At 67.0% G+C, this 18,320-nt stretch carries 16 protein-coding genes; 9 read left to right on the top strand and 7 right to left on the bottom strand.

Annotation, left to right across the window (positions count from 1 at the left end; genetic code table 11):
* Positions 1-34: 34 nt before the first annotated feature.
* The 5 genes from ABIC35_RS16135 to ABIC35_RS16115 all read left to right on the top strand — a co-directional run bounded on the left by ABIC35_RS16135 (position 35) and on the right by ABIC35_RS16115 (position 8,301).
* The gene (locus ABIC35_RS16135) at positions 35-1,501 is read left to right on the top strand and encodes an NAD(P)-dependent oxidoreductase (protein WP_121073239.1); all 1,467 of its coding nucleotides are present in this window, start codon (positions 35-37) and stop codon (positions 1,499-1,501) included.
* Entirely contained in the window at positions 1,498-2,223 is a 726-nt protein-coding gene (locus ABIC35_RS16130) for a hypothetical protein (protein WP_121073241.1), read from the top strand. The genes ABIC35_RS16135 and ABIC35_RS16130 overlap by 4 nt, the downstream gene beginning before the upstream one ends.
* A 46-nt stretch (positions 2,224-2,269) precedes the next feature.
* Positions 2,270-6,790: a glutamate synthase large subunit gene (gltB, locus tag ABIC35_RS16125; RefSeq protein ID WP_121073243.1), complete on the top strand. Its 4,521-nt coding sequence runs from the start codon at positions 2,270-2,272 to the stop codon at positions 6,788-6,790.
* 170 nt (positions 6,791-6,960) lie between these two features.
* Positions 6,961-7,632, top strand: a complete 672-nt coding sequence (locus tag ABIC35_RS16120) for a glutathione S-transferase family protein (RefSeq protein ID WP_121073245.1) — start codon at positions 6,961-6,963, stop codon at positions 7,630-7,632.
* 54 nt (positions 7,633-7,686) lie between these two features.
* The gene (locus tag ABIC35_RS16115; RefSeq protein ID WP_121073247.1) at positions 7,687-8,301 is read left to right on the top strand and encodes a YbhB/YbcL family Raf kinase inhibitor-like protein; all 615 of its coding nucleotides are present in this window, start codon (positions 7,687-7,689) and stop codon (positions 8,299-8,301) included.
* A gap of 18 nt (positions 8,302-8,319) precedes the next feature.
* On the opposite strand, the gene ABIC35_RS16110 is transcribed toward ABIC35_RS16115, so the two are convergent.
* The 5 genes from ABIC35_RS16110 to ABIC35_RS16090 form a co-directional block, all read right to left on the bottom strand.
* Complete coding sequence (locus ABIC35_RS16110; protein ID WP_121073249.1) at positions 8,320-9,177, bottom strand: SDR family oxidoreductase; 858 nt, start codon at positions 9,175-9,177, stop codon at positions 8,320-8,322.
* Between the two features lie 97 nt (positions 9,178-9,274).
* The gene (locus ABIC35_RS16105; RefSeq protein ID WP_354278515.1) at positions 9,275-9,403 is read right to left on the bottom strand and encodes a hypothetical protein; all 129 of its coding nucleotides are present in this window, start codon (positions 9,401-9,403) and stop codon (positions 9,275-9,277) included.
* 270 nt (positions 9,404-9,673) lie between these two features.
* On the bottom strand, positions 9,674-10,735 hold the full coding sequence (locus tag ABIC35_RS16100) for a GGDEF domain-containing protein (protein ID WP_121073251.1): 1,062 nt from the start codon (positions 10,733-10,735) through the stop codon (positions 9,674-9,676).
* A 254-nt stretch (positions 10,736-10,989) separates the two neighbouring features.
* A complete protein-coding gene (locus tag ABIC35_RS16095; protein ID WP_121073253.1) occupies positions 10,990-11,541 on the bottom strand; it encodes a peroxiredoxin in 552 nt (183 codons plus the stop codon).
* A gap of 54 nt (positions 11,542-11,595) precedes the next feature.
* Positions 11,596-12,663, bottom strand: coding sequence for a phospholipase A (locus tag ABIC35_RS16090; RefSeq protein ID WP_354278514.1), 1,068 nt, complete (start codon positions 12,661-12,663; stop codon positions 11,596-11,598).
* A gap of 64 nt (positions 12,664-12,727) precedes the next feature.
* Between ABIC35_RS16090 and hisN the strand changes: the two genes are divergently transcribed.
* Positions 12,728-13,510, top strand: a complete 783-nt coding sequence (hisN, locus tag ABIC35_RS16085; RefSeq protein WP_121073255.1) for a histidinol-phosphatase — start codon at positions 12,728-12,730, stop codon at positions 13,508-13,510.
* A gap of 7 nt (positions 13,511-13,517) precedes the next feature.
* Here the strand turns inward: hisN and ABIC35_RS16080 are convergent, their stop codons facing one another.
* Complete coding sequence (locus ABIC35_RS16080) at positions 13,518-14,633, bottom strand: GDSL-type esterase/lipase family protein (RefSeq protein ID WP_121073257.1); 1,116 nt, start codon at positions 14,631-14,633, stop codon at positions 13,518-13,520.
* Between the two features lie 43 nt (positions 14,634-14,676).
* Positions 14,677-16,812 carry an AsmA family protein gene (locus ABIC35_RS16075; protein WP_121073259.1) on the bottom strand — a complete coding sequence of 712 codons (2,136 nt, stop codon included), beginning with the start codon at positions 16,810-16,812 and terminating at the stop codon, positions 14,677-14,679.
* A gap of 152 nt (positions 16,813-16,964) precedes the next feature.
* On the opposite strand from ABIC35_RS16075, the gene rpmI reads away from it, so the two are divergent.
* From rpmI to ABIC35_RS16060, 3 genes are all read left to right on the top strand, one after another.
* On the top strand, positions 16,965-17,168 hold the full coding sequence (rpmI, locus tag ABIC35_RS16070; RefSeq protein WP_093298324.1) for a 50S ribosomal protein L35: 204 nt from the start codon (positions 16,965-16,967) through the stop codon (positions 17,166-17,168).
* Between the two features lie 14 nt (positions 17,169-17,182).
* On the top strand, positions 17,183-17,548 hold the full coding sequence (rplT, locus tag ABIC35_RS16065; protein ID WP_066721145.1) for a 50S ribosomal protein L20: 366 nt from the start codon (positions 17,183-17,185) through the stop codon (positions 17,546-17,548).
* 90 nt (positions 17,549-17,638) lie between these two features.
* The gene (locus ABIC35_RS16060) at positions 17,639-18,256 is read left to right on the top strand and encodes a LysE family translocator (protein WP_121073261.1); all 618 of its coding nucleotides are present in this window, start codon (positions 17,639-17,641) and stop codon (positions 18,254-18,256) included.
* Positions 18,257-18,320 lie beyond the last annotated feature (64 nt).

Raw genomic sequence — 18,320 nt, 5'->3', positions numbered from 1 at the left:
TTATCGCTCTGCCGCTCTCCTGTAGGGGGGCGGCATGGCTGACGATCCCATGCTCAAATTCGTCGGACGCCCGCAGGCGTATCCGGCCAAGCGCCCCGCTCCGCTGCGTGCGGAAGACTTTCGCGAGATCGCGGAGCGCTATGCGGTGCCCGATGCGGAGTCGCAGGCGGGTCGCTGCAGCCAGTGCGGCGTGCCCTATTGCTCGGTGCACTGCCCGCTCCACAACCATATCCCGGACTGGCTGCGCCTGACTGCCGAAGGGCGGCTGCAGGAGGCGTACCAGCTCTCCAACAGCACCTCGACCATGCCGGAGATCTGCGGCCGCATCTGCCCGCAGGACCGGCTGTGCGAAGGCAATTGCGTGATCGAATTCTCCGGCCATGGCGCGGTGACGATCGGCTCGGTCGAGAAGTTTATCACCGATACCGCCTGGGCCGAGGGCTGGGTGGAGCCGGTGCAGGTCGGGCGCGACCGTGGCCAGTCGGTCGGCATCATCGGTGCGGGGCCCGCGGGGCTCGCCGCCGCCGAATATCTGCGCGGCTATGGCTATGCCGTGCACGTCTATGACCGCTACGATCGTTCGGGCGGGTTGCTCACCTATGGCATCCCCGGCTTCAAGCTGGAGAAGGACGTGGTGATGCGCCGTGTGGACCGGCTCGAGCAGGCTGGTATCGTCTTCCACCGCAATTTCGAGGTCGGCCGCGATGCGACGCTCGGCGAACTCCGCCAGCGCCATGACTCGATCCTGGTCGCGACCGGCGTCTACAAGGCGCGCGCGATCAAGGCCCCGGGCGTCGGCGCCAAGGGCGTGGTCGACGCGCTCGACTATCTGACCGCGTCGAACCGCAAGAATTTCGGCGACGCGGTGCCTGCTTATGACGATGGCAGCCTCAACGCGCTGGGCAAGCACGTCGTGGTCGTCGGCGGTGGCGACACCGCGATGGACTGCGTGCGCACCGCGATCCGCCAGGGCGCGGCCTCGGTGAAGTGCCTCTACCGCCGGGACCGGGCGAACATGCCGGGCTCGCAGCGCGAAGTGGCCAATGCCGAGGAAGAGGGCGTCGAGTTCGTCTGGCTCTCCGCGCCGGAAGCGTTCGAAGGCACCGAGCAGGTGAGCGGGGTGCGCGCCTCCAAGATGCGCCTCGGCGCGCCCGACGCCTCGGGCCGCCGCGCGCCGGAAGTCGATCCGGGCGGGGCGCTGCAGATGCCGGCCGATCTCGTCATCAAGGCGCTCGGCTTCGAGCCCGAGGACCTGCCGAAGCTGTTCGGCGCCGAGGAACTGGGCGTCACCCGCTGGGGCACGCTGCGCACCGATGGCAAGACGATGATGACCAGCATGGACGGCGTGTTCGCCGCCGGCGACATCGTCCGCGGCGCCAGCCTGGTCGTCTGGGCGATCCGCGACGGCCGCGACGTGGCGGCGCACATGCATGCGTGGATGAAGGCGCATGCCAAGGCACCGACCGCCCAGGCCGCCGCGCGCGAGGAGAGCTTGGCATGAAGACGCTCGTCACCGCGATGCTGGTCGCCGTCGCCAGCCCAGCGCTGGCGCAGACCCAGTCCGTTCCGCCCGCGCAGGCGACCGCCGCCCCCGATCCCGCGCGCCTCGCCGTCGCGCGCGAGCTGGCGGACAAGCTGATCCCGCAGGGCATGTACCAGCGGATGATGGGCGAGAATTTCAACCGCATGATGGAATCGATGGTCGGTTCCGCCGCGGAGATTCCGGTGCGGGACTTCGCGCAGATGGGTGGGATGAGCGAGGCGGACGTCGCCGCGCTCGGCCAGACCACGCTGCGCGAAGTGATGGAGATCTACGATCCCTATTGGAAGGAACGCCAGCAGCGGATGATGCGCGCGATGATGGGCGAGATGGGCAAGCTGATGTCCACGCTCGAGCCCAAGGTACGCGTCGCGCTCGCGCGGGCTTATGCGCGCGAATACACGCTGCCCGAGCTTCAGGAGCTTCAGCGCTTCTTCGTGACGCCGGCGGGCAGCCACTATGCGCGCAGCTCGATGGAGCTGATGATGGGCCCGGACATGACGCAGGCCATGGCGGAGGCGATGCCCCAGATCATGCAGCAGATGCCGGCGCTGGTGCAGGCAGCCCAGGCCGGCACCAAGGACCTGCCGCCGCCGCGCAAGCCCGAGGATCTGACGCCTGAGCAGCGCGAGAAGATCCTGAAGCTGCTCGGATCCAAGGCTGAGCAGCCCGCCAAGAAGTAAGCACCGCGTCCTTCCGAGGACGCGCGAACGAAGATCGAGGAATACCATGGACGACATCAAGCTGGCCGCCGAGCGCGAACGCCTCGCCCGCGAGGGCATGTACCGCCCCGAATATGAAGGCGATGCCTGCGGCGTGGGCATGGTCGCGGCGACCGACGGCCAGTCGTCGCGCCGCGTCGTCCAGTCGGCGATCGATGCGCTGAAGGCGGTGTGGCACCGCGGCGCGGTCGATGCCGACGGCAAGACCGGCGACGGCGCGGGCCTCCATGTCGATCTCCCCTTGCGCTTCTTCGACGAGCAGATCGTCGGCAGCGGCCACCGCGTGCTGCCGAACCGCCTCGCCGTCGGGATGATCTTCCTGCCGCGCACCGACCTGGGCGCGCAGGAGACCTGCCGCACCATCGTCGAGAGCGAGATCATCGAGGCGGGCTACACCATCTATGGCTGGCGCCAGGTGCCCGTCGACGTGTCGGTCATCGGCATGAAGGCGCAGGCGACGCGCCCCGAGATCGAGCAGATCATGATCGCGGGCCCGATGCCCGATGCGATGGACGCCGCCGAGTTCGAGCGCCAGCTCTACCTGATCCGTCGCCGCATCGAAAAGCGGGTGATCGCGGCGCAGGTCGGCGGTTTCTACATCTGCTCGCTGTCGTGTCGCTCGATCATCTACAAGGGGCTGTTCCTCGCCGAATCGCTGTCCGACTTCTATCCGGACCTCAAGGATTTGCGCTTCGAGAGCCGCGTCGCGATCTTCCACCAGCGCTATTCCACCAACACCTTCCCGCAATGGTGGCTGGCGCAGCCGTTCCGCTGCCTCGCGCATAACGGCGAGATCAACACGATCCGCGGCAACCAGAACTGGATGCGCAGCCACGAGATCAAGATGGCGAGCATCGCGTTCGGCGAGCAAAGCGAGGACATCAAGCCGGTGATCCCGGCCGGCGCGTCGGACACCGCCGCGCTTGACGCGGTGTTCGAGGCGATCTGCCGTTCGGGCCGCGACGCGCCCACTGCCAAGCTCATGCTGGTGCCCGAAGCCTGGCAGCAGGACGAGGACACCCCGGCCTCGCACGCCGCAATGTACCAGTATCTCGCCTCGGTGATGGAGCCGTGGGACGGCCCCGCAGCACTGGCGATGACCGACGGTCGCTGGGCGGTCGCCGGCATGGACCGCAACGCGCTGCGCCCGCTGCGCTACACCCAGACCTCGGACGGGCTGCTGATCGTCGGCTCCGAAACCGGCATGGTGCCGGTGCCGGAGGCGAATGTCGTCGCCAAGGGCCGGCTCGGGCCGGGCGAGATGATCGCGGTCGACCTCGACGAGGGCAAGCTGCTCCACGACCGCGCGATCAAGGACCAGATCGCCGGCGAGGCCGATTATGCGTCGATGGTGCAGGGCTTCCTGTCGATCGATGACCTGCCTGCAGCGCCTGCCGAGACCTATTATGAGCGCGCCGAACTGTCGCGCCGCCAGGTCGCCGCCGGGCAGACGCTGGAGGACATGGAGCTGATCCTCGCGCCGATGGTCGAGACCGCCAAGGAAGCGATCGGCTCGATGGGCGACGATACGCCGCTTGCGGTGATCTCGTACAAGTCGCGGCTGATCAGCCAGTTCTTCCGGCAGAATTTCAGCCAGGTGACCAACCCGCCGATCGATCCGTTGCGCGAGCGCTACGTGATGTCGCTCAAGACGCGGTTCGGCAACCTCGCCAACATTCTCGATACCGAGGGGGCGGGGAGCCCGGTGCTCGTGCTGGAGAGCCCGGTGCTCACCAATGCCGACTGGCACCGCCTGCGTGCGCATTTCGGGTCGAGCGCGGCGGAGATCGACTGCACCTTCGCGGCGGACGGCGACCCGGAGTCGCTGAAGCTCGCGATCAAGCGCATTCGCCACGAGGCCGAGCAGGCGGTTCGCGCCGGCTGCACCGAACTCTTCCTCACCGACGAGCATAGTGGCCCGGACAAGGCGGCGATCGCCGGCGTGCTGGCGGCGGCGGCGGTGCACACGCACCTCGTCCGCCGGGGGCTGCGCTCCTATGCCAGCGTCAACGTCCGCACCGCCGAGTGCCTCGACACGCATTATTATGCGGTGCTGATCGGCGTCGGCGCGACCACGGTGAACGCCTATCTGGCCGAAGCCGCGATCGCCGATCGCCACGCGCGTGGCCTGTTCGGCGAGATCAGCCTGGCCGATTGCCTCAAGCGCCACCGCAAGGCGGTCGACGAGGGGCTGCTCAAGATCCTGTCGAAGATGGGCATCGCGGTGATCAGCTCGTACCGCGGCGGCTACAATTTCGAGGCGGTGGGCCTCAGCCGCGCGCTGGTGAACGATCTGTTCCCCGGCATGCCGGCGAAGATCTCGGGCGAAGGCTATGCCTCGCTCCACCTCTCCGCGATGATGCGCCACGAGGCGGCCTATGATGCGGGCGTCGCGACGCTGCCGGTCGGCGGCTTCTACCGCCAGCGTTCGGGCGGTGAGGCACATGCCTATTCGGCGCAGCTGATGCACCAGCTGCAGACCGCCGTGTCGAACGACAGCTATTCCAGCTACCTCGCCTTTTCGCGCGGGGTGCGGGACCTGCCGCCGGTCTATCTGCGCGACCTGCTGGAGTTCAACTTCCCGGAGACGGGCGTGCCGATCGACCAGGTTGAAGCGATCACCGAGATCCGCAAGCGTTTCGTCACGCCGGGCATGTCGCTGGGCGCGCTCAGCCCCGAGGCGCACGAGACGCTGGCGATCGCGATGAACCGGATCGGCGCGCGCGCCGTCTCGGGCGAGGGCGGCGAAGATTCGGCGCGCTACAAGCCCTATGAGAATGGCGACAATGCCAACTCCTCGATCAAGCAGGTCGCCTCGGGGCGGTTCGGCGTGACGGCGGAATATCTCAACGCCTGCGACGAGATCGAGATCAAGGTGGCCCAGGGCGCCAAGCCCGGCGAGGGCGGGCAGCTGCCCGGCTTTAAGGTCACCGAGTTCATCGCCAAGCTGCGCCATGCGACGCCGGGCGTGACGCTGATCTCGCCGCCGCCGCACCACGACATCTATTCGATCGAGGATCTGGCGCAGCTGATCTACGACCTGAAGCAGATCAATCCGCGCGCGCGGGTGTGCGTGAAGCTGGTCAGCTCGGCGGGCATCGGTACGGTCGCGGCGGGCGTGGCCAAGGCGCATGCCGACGTGATCCTGGTCGCCGGCCATAATGGCGGCACCGGCGCCTCGCCGTTCACCTCGATCAAATATGCCGGCACGCCCTGGGAAATGGGCCTGTCCGAGGTGAACCAGACGCTGACGCTCAACGGGCTGCGCGGCCGTATCAAGCTGCGCACCGATGGCGGGCTCAAGACCGGTCGCGACATCGTCATCGCCGCGATCCTCGGCGCCGAAGAATTCGGCATCGGCACGCTGAGCCTGGTGGCGATGGGCTGCATCATGGTCCGCCAGTGCCATTCGAACACCTGTCCGGTGGGCGTCTGCACCCAGGACGAGAAGCTGCGCGCCAAGTTCGTCGGCACGCCGGAAAAGGTCATCAACCTGATGACCTTCATCGCCGAGGAAGTGCGCGAGATTCTCGCCAAGCTCGGCTTCAAGAGCCTGGACGAAGTGATCGGCCGCACCGAGCTGCTCCGCCAGGTCAGCCGCGGCGCCGAGCATCTCGACGATCTCGACCTTAACCCGATCCTCGCCAAGGTGGATGCGGACGATGCCGAGCGGCGCTTCAGCCTCAGCACCTTCCGCAATGACGTGCCGGACAGCCTCGATGCGCAGATGATCAAGGATGCCGCACCCGTGTTCGCGCGCGGCGAGAAGATGCAGCTCACCTACTCGGTGCGGAACACCCACCGCGCGGTGGGCACGCGGCTCTCGTCCGAGGTCACGAACACGTTCGGCATGTCGGCGCTGCAGGACGGGCATGTCCATGTCCGGCTGCGCGGCTCGGCGGGCCAATCGCTCGGCGCGTTCCTGTGCAAGGGCATCACGCTCGAGGTGTTCGGCGACGCCAACGATTATGTCGGCAAGGGCCTGTCCGGCGGCGTGATCGTCGTGCGGCCGATGGTCAGCTCGCCGATCGAATCGTGGAACAACACGATCATCGGCAACACCGTGCTTTACGGCGCGACCTCGGGCCGGCTGTTCGCCGCCGGGCAGGCGGGCGAGCGCTTCGCGGTGCGCAATTCGGGCGCCGACGTGGTGGTCGAGGGCTGCGGCGCGAACGGCTGCGAATACATGACCGGCGGCACCGCGGTGGTGCTGGGCCGCGTCGGCATGAACTTCGGCGCGGGCATGACCGGCGGCATGGCGTTCGTGTACGACGTGGACGGCAGCTTCGAACGCCACGCCAACCCGGAGAACATCACCTGGAACCGGCTCGCCTCCAGCCACTGGGAAGCCAGGCTCCGGTCGCTGGTCGAGGCGCATGCCGAGGAGACCGATAGCAAATGGTCGAAGGGCCTGCTGGAGGACTGGGACCGCGAAGTGGGCAAGTTCTGGCAGGTGGTGCCGAAGGAGATGCTTACCCGGCTGCCGCATCCGCTCAACGACACCGTCGAGGCGGTGGCGGCGGAATGATCGACGGGAGGTGGGGCCTGTCCCCACCTCCTTCGCCCTGCCGGAAGCCTGGAAACCTTCGCCCGTCGTGCCCCGGAAGAGCGCGCTCGACCCTCGAATGATTCCTAGAATTGCGACCCGCGCTACAACGAGTCTTCCCCGGCCCATTTCCGCTGCTTATGGCTTCTCCCATGTGGCAGCTCCTTCAATTCCCGCTCTGTCCCTTTTCGCGCAAGGTCCGGCTCCTGCTGGGCGAGAAGGGCATCGCCTATGAGCCGGTGCGCGAATCGCCGTGGCTGCGCCGCGACGAATTTCTCGACCTCAATCCTACCGGCCAGACCCCGGTGATGATCGACGCCGAGCGCCACGTTACCCTCATCGACTCTACCGTGATCTGCGAATTCTTCGAGGAGACGGTGAGCAAGAACGCGCTGCTCAACGGTTCGGCGGTCGATCGCGCCGAGATCCGCCGGCTGGTGGTGTGGTTCGACAACAATTTCTACAGCGACATCACCGCGCCGCTGCTCCACGAGCGGATGATCAAGCGCATCGTCTATCGCCAGCCGCCCGACGCCAAGGTGCTGCGCGACGCGATGAAGGCCGCGGTCGGCCATCTCGACTATATCGATTACCTGCTCGACCACCGCACTTGGCTGGCGGGCGCGACGATGAGCCTTGCCGACATCACCGCGGCGGCGCAGATTTCGGTCGCCGATTATCTGGGCGGCATCGACTGGAAAAGCCACGAGCTCGCCAAGCGCTGGTATATCGGGATGAAGAGCCGCCCGAGCTTCCGCCAGCTGCTCGCCGAGCGGATGGAGGGAATCACGCCGCCGGCCGATTACGAGAAGCTGGACCTCTAACGCGGGATAATCGCGGGGCCCGGCGCGTTTGGCTGCCAAACGGGAGAGACCGCGATGCTCGAACATATACCGCACTGGCTTGGAAGCGCGCTGAAAGGCTTGCGCGCCGGCGCCAACAAGCTGGCGATCGTCCAGCCCGAACTCGGCAGCTTCGAGGTGCTGCACCTCGCCAGCCCGGCCTTTGCCAATGGCGGCCGCCTGCCCGAGCGCTTCACCGCGGACGGCGAGGGTGTCTCCCCGCCCTTGTTTTGGACCGGCGTGCCTGAAGGTACCGAATGCCTGGCGCTGATCGTCGAGGATCCGGATGCGCCGGCACCGCAGCCGCTGGTCCACGCGGTGATCTGGGGGCTGCCGGTCGAAGGCGACCTGAAGGAAGGTGCGATCCGCGCCGACGGGACCGGCGATGCCGAGGGCAAGGATGTCGGCCGCAACAGCTTCCTTGGCGAGGGCTGGCTGCCGCCCGATCCGCCGACCGGCCATGGCCCGCACAATTACGCCTTCCAGCTGTTTGCGCTCGGCGGCGGGTGCGAGATCGGCGACAATCCCGGCCGCAGCGCGCTGGTCAAGGCGATGGCGGGGCATGTGCTCGCTGCCGGACTGCTCACCGGCGTCTATTCGCGCGGCGAGGAAGCCCCGACGGGGCTGGTCGGCGAAACCGCGCCGGTCTGAGACCGGCGCGGGCGCCGGTCAGCCGTTTACGACGGTGCCGCCGTTCGGGTGGAGTACCTGGCCCGACATATAGCTCGAATCCTCGCACGCGAGGAACAGGAAGGCCGGGGCGACTTCGTTGGGCTGGCCCGGCCGGCCCATCGGCACGTCCTCGCCGAAATGCTCGAGCTTCTCCGGCGACGCGCCGCCGCTGGGATTGAGCGGCGTCCAGATCGGGCCCGGCGCCACCGCGTTCACGCGGATGCCCTTCTCGATCAGGTTCATCGATAGGCTGCGGGTGAAGGCGGTGATCGCCCCCTTGGTCGAGCTATAGTCGAGCAACTCGGGCTCGCCCTGGTACATCGTCACCGAGGTGCAGTTGACGATCGCGGCGCCATTCTTGAGGTGCGGCGAGGCAGCCTGCACCATGAAGAACATCCCGAAGATGTTGGTCTGGAAGGTCCGGCGGAGCTGCTGCTCGGTAATGTCGGTGATGTCCTTGTCAGGATGCTGCTCACCGGCATTGTTGACGAGAATGTCGAGGCGGCCGAACTCGGCGATCACCTTGGCGACGGCCTCTTCGCAGAACGCCTTGTCGCCGACATCGCCGGGAATCGTGATCGCGCGGCGGCCTTCGGCGCGGACCGCTTCTGCGGTGTCCTCGGCATCCTGGTGTTCGTTGAGATAAACGATCGCGACATCGGCGCCTTCGCGGGCATAGAGCGCGGCGACTGCGCGGCCGATCCCGCTGTCGGCGCCGGTGACGATAGCCACCTTGTCCTTCAGTCGGTCCGATCCGCGATAGCGTGGCTGCCACTGCGGCTTGGGATCGAGGGAGCGCTCCTCACCTGGGAGCGCATCCTCGTGGACTCGGTCAATAATATGCTGGTCGGACATCGGCACGGCTCCTGGGTCTTGGGGAGGGGTGCCGAAAGAACCGGGCGTGCGTGCCTCAAGTTCCGAATAAACGGGGCCGCCGGGGCGGCCGGCAGGGTCAGCCGAGGAGGCTGGAGCCCTGCAGGCCGCTGCCGAGGATCATCACCGTGGTGATGCCGAACGACGCGATGCCGATAAGAAAGCTGCGGAACATGCTGATCTTCTCCATGGGTGCGAGCGCGATCATGCGACCGGGATCACGGGGGTGGAGAACAGGACAAGCGCGGCGGTGATCAGAACGGCGGCGCTTACGGCAACGGTCTGGTGCAGCGAAACGAGACGAGCGGTCATGGTATTTACTCCCTGTGGTTCGGCTGGCGGACCATCCGGCGGCCGATGCCAACAAGTTTGCAGGGAGCGTGCCAACTGCTGTAAGTATTTGTAAATCAACGAAGGTGCTGATTTTGGGTCGTATAATCTGGCGAAAAATGCCTGCCAGCCCGGCGTAAAATGCTATCTAACGGCGGGAGTTGCCAAGGTCTGATATGCCCATCTTCACCTGATTACGCCCTTCGTTCTTCGCGAGATACAAAAGTCGGTCCGCGCGGTGAAATGCGGTCTGGTGCATCTCGCCAGGTTCGACGGGCGTGAGACCCGCGGAGAAGGTTATCTCCCCCAACGGCGCGTCATTGTCCCGCAGCTTGTATCGCTTCGTCTGGACCGTCCCCCGCGCATGTTCGAGCACCGCGCGTGCCGTTTCGATCGGCACATTGGTGAACAGGATGGCGAATTCCTCCCCGCCATAGCGCGTGACCAGATGCCCGCGACAGCATTCGCTCAGCGCGTCGGCGATCACGCGCAGCACACGGTCCCCCACGGCATGGCCGAAGCGATCATTGACCGATTTGAAGTGATCGATGTCGCATACCGCCACGCACATGCGGCCGCCGCTTGCCTCTTGTGCGGCGAAGGCCTCTTCGAAGGCGCGTCGATTTGGCAGCTGGGTCAGCGGATCGCGCCGCGCATTGTCGCGCGCTTCTTCCAGCTTTTCGCGCAGGTCGTTGGCCTCGCGCGTGGTGCTCTCGAGCTTCTCCTCCGCGACGCGGATGCGATCGAGCATCGCCGCAGTGATCCGGACAACCCCGTCACTTCCCTTCGGCGCATCGCTGCCGGTCGACATCGCTTCGGCGCTGGCGGCCAGGTCGCGGCCGAAATCAGCCGTCTCGGCGCGCATGGCAGTGACCATGTCGGCAAAGCCTTCGACCTGCATCTGGGTGCGTGCGACCAGTCCTTCGGCGCGCGCCTTCAGGTCGACATGGCATTGCTGGGACTCTTCGGGGCCATGATCGGCGGTGAGCGTCTGGATGTCGCGCGGGGTGATCCGTACCCCGCGCTCCGTGATCAACTCGACTGCGCGGGCAAGCGCGTCGTCGGGTTCGGTGAACAGCCGATGGACGAAGGCGTAGTTGGTCGGCGTCGGTGCCAGCCGCTGGTCGAGAAGGAACGCGCCGATCCGCTCGAAGAGCGCTTGGCCCTCCTCCCCCTCCATCTCTGAACGAATGGCACGCGCGATGCGCATACGCTCCTAACCCCCGTGCAAATCACGGCATGACGGCCGCTATGTTGCGCACAAGGAATAAGCGGAGAGTGCTAATATCTGGTTGCCGCTGGGTTCATCCTGAACGCGCACACGGCCGGCCAATGCAGGGTATCCACACTTTATAGCAGGAATTCAGCCGCTTGGTGCGGAACGACCGGCATTTCGCACCGATGCGGAGGATTAACGCCCCCGGATCGGTGCGAAGAAAATCCCTTGGCAGACCCGGCTTGGGGTCAGTTCCGGTGAGTCGCGCGGTACTTCTGGACCGCGGCAAGGGTGAGTCGGATATGGTCGGCCGGGTTCGGATCCGAATGGACGAACAGCACCTTGCCGTCGGGTGCGATCACATAGCTGGTGCGGCTGGTGAACTTGGCGACGGTGCCATCGGGCTTCTTGGGCGCCACGTCATAGCCGGTAGCCACCTCGGGTGTGGCTGCGGCGACGGCGAACTTGCCTGCGCAATATTGGCTGCTGAACTGCTCGAGCTGGTCGACATTGCCAGCGGTCATGCCGATCACGGTCGCGCCCGCCTTGGTGAAATCGGGCAGCGCCTCGGCGAAGGCATGCGCCTCGGCATTGCAGCCCGAGGTGAAGGCGGCGGGGAAGAAGTAGAGCACGACCGGGCCTTTCTTCAACGCGGCCTTGAGGTCGACGGTGATCGGCTTGCCGGCCACCGCGCCCTTGGCGGTGAACACGGGTGCCTTGGCGCCGGTGGTGAGCGAGGCATTGGCCGGCATCATGGCGAAGGGCAGGGCAAAGGCGGCAAGGGCGAGCTTCAGGCGCATAACGATCTCCCGGATCTGGTTGGGCTCGTGTCTACGCCAGCTTAAACGCGGCGGCTAGCGGGTGAAGGCGATGCCGATCCGCGCGTGCGTGTCGTTGACGTTGTAGCGGTCTAGCGCTTCGCCATAGCCGGTGAATGCCTGTCCGAAGAGGTAGATGCCCAGGCCCCCGCCCAGCCGGCGCAGCGGATAGGAGAGGAAGGCTTCGGCCGCGCCGTGCCCGGTCTTCACATTGCCGCGTGCGGTCAGGGCAAGCTTGATGCCCTCCTTCTGCGCGATCGAGGCGGCCAGCGCGGTGTAGCCGTAATAATCCTTCATGTCATGGAAGGTGCCGCTGCTGCCGACATAGAACCAGGCCTGCGGCGCGACGTCGATCCGCCAGTCGCCGCCCAGGTCGAAGGTCTTCTCGCCGCGCACGAAGATGCGGTTGAGGTCGACCGAATCGGTGACCCCGCCGCCGTTCGAATCGTGCCGCCAGCCCAGCGCCACCCGCGTCGTCTCGTCGACGGGGACATCGGCATAGAGTTCGGGGCTGTAGTTGGTCGAGCGGAACGGGCCCGAGGGCTCGTCCACCGCCCAAAACATCGTCTGGGTATAGGCGAAGCGGAGATTGCCAAGCTGGAGCGGGGCATTCTCGGCGAAGGGGCGCACCGCGAAGCTGACCTGCACCTTGCCGCCCGCATCGTCGGTGCCGAAGGCGCCATAGATCGGCTCGTGCGGCTCGAAGCGGGCGAGCAGGCCGCTGGAGCTGCCGGTCGAGCTCTGCACGACCGTTTCCTGCTCGGGCATCTCGGCCGGCTTGTGCTGCGCAGCCGGCGGCACCGCGACGCCGGCGACGCCCACCGGCACGTAGCGCGCCTTGGCGAAGCCGTGCGGCGCGATGGTGGGCGTGGGGCCGGGCGTGCGTTCCAGCATCAGCCGGGTGCCGTCGGCGGCGGTGATCTCGATCTGGCGCGGGCCGGCATCGGCGATCGGCGCCTCGCCTTCGTTGACCAGGAACACCTCGACGCCGCGCAGCGCCGCCTGCTCCGAGGCGGGCTGGGCCGGCACCGCGCGCACCTGTGCCAGCGCAGGCACGGCGACGAAGCTGAGGCTGAACAGGGAGAGAGCGGTAACACCACGCATAAACCGCGGAGTGGCAGGCGTTTGTGACCTTGGCGAGTCAAATTCGGCCCGGTAGGGCTGGGGCATGGCCGTTTCCCAAACCGACATCGCGCTTGCCGCCCGCCTCGCCGACGCCGCCGGCGTCGCGATCCGCCCCTATTTCCGTGCCGAGCACGGCGTCGAGGCGAAGGAAGACCAGTCGCCCGTCACCCTTGCCGACCGGGCGGGCGAGGAAGCGATGCGCAAGCTGCTGATCGCGGAGCGGCCGATGGACGGCATCATCGGCGAGGAATTCGGCGTGCGCGAAGGCACCAGCGGCCGGCAATGGGTGCTCGATCCGATCGACGGCACCCGCGCCTTCATCGCCGGGCGGCCGGTGTTCGGCACGCTGATCGCGCTGGTCGACAATGGCTGGCCCGTGCTGGGCGTGATCGACCAGCCGATCATCAACGAGCGCTGGCTGGGCGTGACCGGCCGCCAGACGCTGTTCAACGGCAAGCCCGCCACCACCCGCATCTGCCGGGAGCTCAACCAGGCGATCCTCGCCACCACCTCGCCTGCGCTGTTCGACGATGGCCAACTCCACGCCTTCGAACATCTCGATGCCAAGGTGATGAGCACGGTGCTGGGCGGCGACTGCTACAATTATGGCTGCGTGGCGAGCGGCTGGCTCGACATCGTCGTCGAGGCGGGGCTCAAGCTGCACGATTTCGCCGCGCTGGTGCCGGTGATCGAAGGCGCGGGCGGGCGGATGTGCGACTGGCAGGGCGATCCGCTCCACGCGGGCAGCAACGGCGAAGTGATCGCGGCGGGCGACCCGGCGCGGATCGACGACATCCTCGAGGCGATGGACTGCCGCGGGCACTGAGGCTGGGCTAGCGGCTGTCCCAGAAGCCGGGGTGCGCATCGATCGCGCGTACCAGCCAGTCGGCGATCTGTCGCTGCGCCTCTAAGCCATAATGGCCATGGCAGGCGGTCGCGCGGAACTGCGCGGCCGGGAAGGGCAGGAACAGCAGGTCGCGCGCGCCCGCGGCCCGGGCTGCGGTGCTGATTCGGGTTTCGGCAGTGCGTAGCATCGCGGCCTGCTCGGGCGGCGCGCCGCTGGTGTCGAACCACCACACTATGAAGACAGCACGCGGGTACCGGTCATGGAGCCGTGCGAGCAACTGGCCGTAATGCGCGGCATAGTCTGCGACGAGCGCGTCCAGCGTCGGCCAGCGCGCATCGGGGTGGAAGCCGACGAAGTCGGCCTGGAGCTTTAGCATCACGATCTGCGGCTGCCAGCGCGGATCATCATAGGGCGCGGGCTCGGCCGGCAGGCGGCGCGGCCATAGCTGCTCCATCGTCCCCTGCGGCGCGGTGCCGCCGAAGTTGCGGATCAGGCCGCGGCCGGAGACCGCGTTTACCTGATAGTCGGCCCCCAAATGCTGCGCAGCAAGCGCCGCAAAAGCATCGGGCGTGTCGGTGGTGGCGCGGACCTGCGCCTGGGTGCAGTCGATCCGATCGGCCCGCGCACCATAGCCCGCCATCGACGAATCGCCGATGAACTCGATCTGTCGCCGGCGCGGCCGGGGGGCGGGCAACCCGCCTCCGTGCGCGACGAAGAAGCCGCCAAAGCGCGCGGGCGCGGCGCTCTCCGTAACCTTGTCGAGCCGGATGCGATGCGTGCCGTGCGCGAGGCCGTCGATCGTCACATCGGCCTTGCCCGGGCGGTCGATTGTCACCGGCGGTGCGCCGTCGATGCTCGCGCGCCATTCGTTGATCGCGTCGTCGAAGCGCAGCACCACGCGGGGGCCGCGGAAGGCCGCTTCGAAATAGATGCCCGGCCATTGATGGCGATAGCCGGCAGCAGTGGCCTCGACCCTTCCGCCGATATGGACAGGTACGCGTTCCAGCGCCCCCGGCGCGGCGGGCGCGATCGTCACCCGCTGCGGCGGTCGGGCGTCGCCCGCCATGGCGAGCGCAGCGGAGAGGATCAGGAGGCGCAGCATCGCGGATCGATCCTGCGCCTGCCTCGATATGCCCGCAAGCGGATCAGAAGATGCCGAGGAACTTCTTGCGCTGCTTCTTCATTTCGCCCGCGTTCGCCTTGCCACTCTCCGACTTGGCGGTGGTGCCGCGGCCGACATCGTCGCGCTGGCGGCCCTTCACGTCGCGCTGGCTGGCAGCAGTGGCGCCCGAGAGCACCGGTCCGCAATCCGCCGCCTTGGCGTCGCCGAAATCGACGAACGCGAGCACGGCAGCCAGCGGCGAGGCGGCGACGCCCAGCCCCAGGCCGACGCCGGCACGGCCGACCAGTTCGGGGCTGATCACGCTGATCCCCGGCTTGGCGAAATAGCCGCCGATTCCCACCGGCGACTGGCCCGAGAACAGGCTGAACCGTTTCGAATCGGCGCGGAAGGCGAGGTCGATCGTCTCGTTCTTGAAGCTGAACCCGCCGCGGCCGAGCATCACGTTCTTCTGCGTGTCGATCAGGATCGGGTCCGCCGCGGCGATGCCGTCGCGCACGGTGAAGCCGATCAGCCCGCAATTGATCTGCACCGGCTCTTTCAGCTTCTTCTCGAACATCTTCTGGACGAAGGTGCCGATGTCGAACTCGGCGAGCTCGGTGTTGCGCGTCCAGAAATCGCCCTTGGGCAGGATCACCGCGATGCGCCCATTAGCGCTGGAAAGCGAATCGCGCACGCTGTTGCCGCTGCCGCTCATCTGGATGCGTGCCTTGAGCATGCCGGTGGTGCCCGATTGCTCGGCACCGAAACCGGCGAGCAGCACGCCCATCGGCGTCGGCGACAGGCGGATATCGTAGGTGGTGAATACCGGCGTCTTGCGCGCGTCGACGCTGATGTCCGAGGTCACCGTGCCGCGCGCTAGGCTGAAGTTGAGCGGGCTCAGCTTGAGCAGCCGGTCGTCGAGGTCGAGGCCCAGCTCGATGTTCGATACCGGCAGGTTGGGCGCGCGGACGGTGCGGACCTGCCACTGCACCTTGGCATCGAAATTCTTGAGCGCATCGATCCGCAGCGGCGCGTCCGGCAGCAGCCGCGGCGTGCCGGAGACCTGCGTCACCGCCGCCTGCGCGCCTTGGGCGGCCAGCGCATTGGGGTTGTAGCCGATGAACGGCCCGGCATCGACGATGTCGAGTACATGGGTGAACAGGTCGGCGGTCACCAGCATGCGCGGCTCGCCCAGTTTCACCGTGAACTTGCCGGCGAGATCGCTGTCGCCGAACCTACCCTTCATCCCGGTGAAGCGCCATTCGTCGCCTGCCTTGGTGACGACCGAGGTCAGCCGATAGGTGCGGGTATCCGGCACCGCGATGCCGGCGATCAGGAACACGTCGGCGAGGTTCTGCCCGCGCAGGTCCATGTGGAGCTTGGCGCCCTCCAGCACCGTCGCGCCGGGCAGCGTGCCCGCGATGTCGACCTGGCTGCGCACGCCCTCGGCATGCAGCCGCAGCCGGTTCTCGCCGCCCGCCAGCGTCTTGTTGGACGAGAGCAGGGCCCCCGCCAGCGTGAAGCGGGCGCCGCGCGCGGTGCCGTTGCCGTCGAACCGGACCGTATCGGCGAAGCGATTGTCTTCGGCCGCCACGGTGTCGACGCGAATCGCCGCATCGAGCTGGTGGCGCGGATCGAGATAGCGGATCTGCGTGCCGACGATTCGCGCGCGCTGGATCAGCGGCATGGTCAGCGGCTTGCCGCCGCCGCTGCCGAAGGTCCACGTATTCTGCTTGCCGTCGCGATCCCATTGCAGGTCGATTCGCCCGTCGGTGAGGCCGAGCCACTGGAAGCGCTTCTGCTCCGCGAGCAGCGAGAAGGTGGCGATTCGCGCGTCGATTCGCTTCGCGGTGAAGAAGGGGCTGGTGCCGGCCCAATCGGGATTCTCGACGCTCAGCCCCTCGGCCACGAACTTCAGGTTGAACGGCGCGAAATAGAGCTGGAAGTCGCCCGCCACGCGCACCTTGCGCTGGGCGCTGCTGCTGGCGATCGATTCGAACGTGCCCTTGAGAAACCGTCCTTTGGTGACGAACAGGATGGCCCAGGCGAGCACGATAAGGCCGACGAGGCTCGTGACGACCGCGATCGTCGCGGCGAGCGGCGTGCCCATGGCGCGCGCCGGCCGGGGCGGCGGGGCTGCCTGCTCGGCGGCGAGAACGGGCGTGTCCAGATCGGCCATGGTCTTCAAAATCCCCTGCGGTCCCGCGGTTCCCCGGTGGTTGCATATCGCCAAACCATCGGCTAAGGGGCCGCCTTTCCGCGATCGAGGGACCGTCCGGCTAATAGGGCTGCCGCGGCTGTCTGCAATCGTCGAACCAAAAGGAGACGAAAATGCCCAAGCTCAAGACCAAGAGCGGTGTGAAGAAGCGCTTCAAGTTCACCGCCACCGGCAAGGTCAAGCACGGCGTCGCTGGCAAGCGTCACCGCCTGATCTCGCACAATTCGAAGTATATCCGTACCAATCGCGGCACCTCCGTGCTGGCCGATGCAGACGTCGCGCGCGTTGTCGCGTGGGCGCCGTACGGCCTGAAGTAAGGGAGTCCTGAAAAATGGCACGAGTGAAGCGTGGTACGACCACCAAGGCGAAGCATAAGCGGATTTTGGATCAGGCGAAGGGCTATTATGGCCGTCGCAAGAACACCATCCGCATCGCGCGCCAGGCCGTCGAAAAGGCCGGCCAGTACGCCTATCGCGACCGCAAGGTAAAGAAGCGCAGCTTCCGCGCCCTGTGGATCCAGCGCATCAACGCTGGTGTGCGCGCCGAAGGCCTGACCTATTCGCAGTTCATGCACGGCCTCAAGCTGGCGGGCGTCGAACTGGACCGGAAGGTCCTGGCCGACATCGCGATGCACGAAGGTGAGGCATTTAGCGCCATCATCGCGCAGGCGAAGGCGGCACTGCCCCAGGCCGCCTGAGCGGACCTGCGCGCAAGCTGATATAGGGGCGTCGAGGCTGCGGCTTCGGCGCCCTTTTTCATTCCAACCGGGGGAGGTGATCCCGTGGCGATGAAGACCTGGTGGCTCTACGTCACCGCCGTGTTTTTCGTGTCGATGACGCCGGGGCCGAACATGCTCCACGTGATGGTGCAGAGCATCCGCGAGGGCGCCGCCCGCGTGCTGCCGACCACCGCGGGGCTGATGAGCGCGAACCTGTTCTGTCTGATCGCCTCGGCGGCAGGGCTGGGCGCGCTGCTCAAGGCGTCGCCCGGGCTGTACGACGTGCTGCGCTATGCGGGGGTCGCCTACCTCGTGTGGCTGGGCATCAAGGCCTGGCGCGCGCCGGTGGAGGAGGCCCATGCCGATGCGCCGCGGCCGGTGCGTCAGTCGGTGCGGGCGCGGTATCTGACCGGGCTCGGCACGGGGCTGTCCAATCCCAAGCTGATCGTCTTCGCCGCGGCTCTGTTCCCGCAGTTCCTTGACGTGGGTCGGCCCTTCCTGCCGCAGCTCGCGATCCTCATTGCCACCTTTGTGGTGATCGAGGCCTTCTGGTTCTCGGTTTATGCGCTGGGCGGCCGATCGTTCGCGGCATGGCTCGCCCCGGCCGCGCGCCAGCGGATGTTCAATCGCGTCACCGGCGGCGTGTTCGTCGCCTTTGGCGCCGCGCTGCTCGGCAGCCGGGTGTAGCGGTCCCTTAAACGCCTTGACCTAGGGGCCTGTCTGGGGTTCCAGCCATCTCGCACAGTGAACG

This window comes from Sphingomonas trueperi, from assembly GCF_040545965.1.
Classification (GTDB): Bacteria; Pseudomonadota; Alphaproteobacteria; order Sphingomonadales; family Sphingomonadaceae; genus Sphingomonas; species Sphingomonas trueperi_C.
Note: the sequence above shows the minus strand (reverse complement) of the source record. Positions and strands in the feature narration are given on the sequence as shown.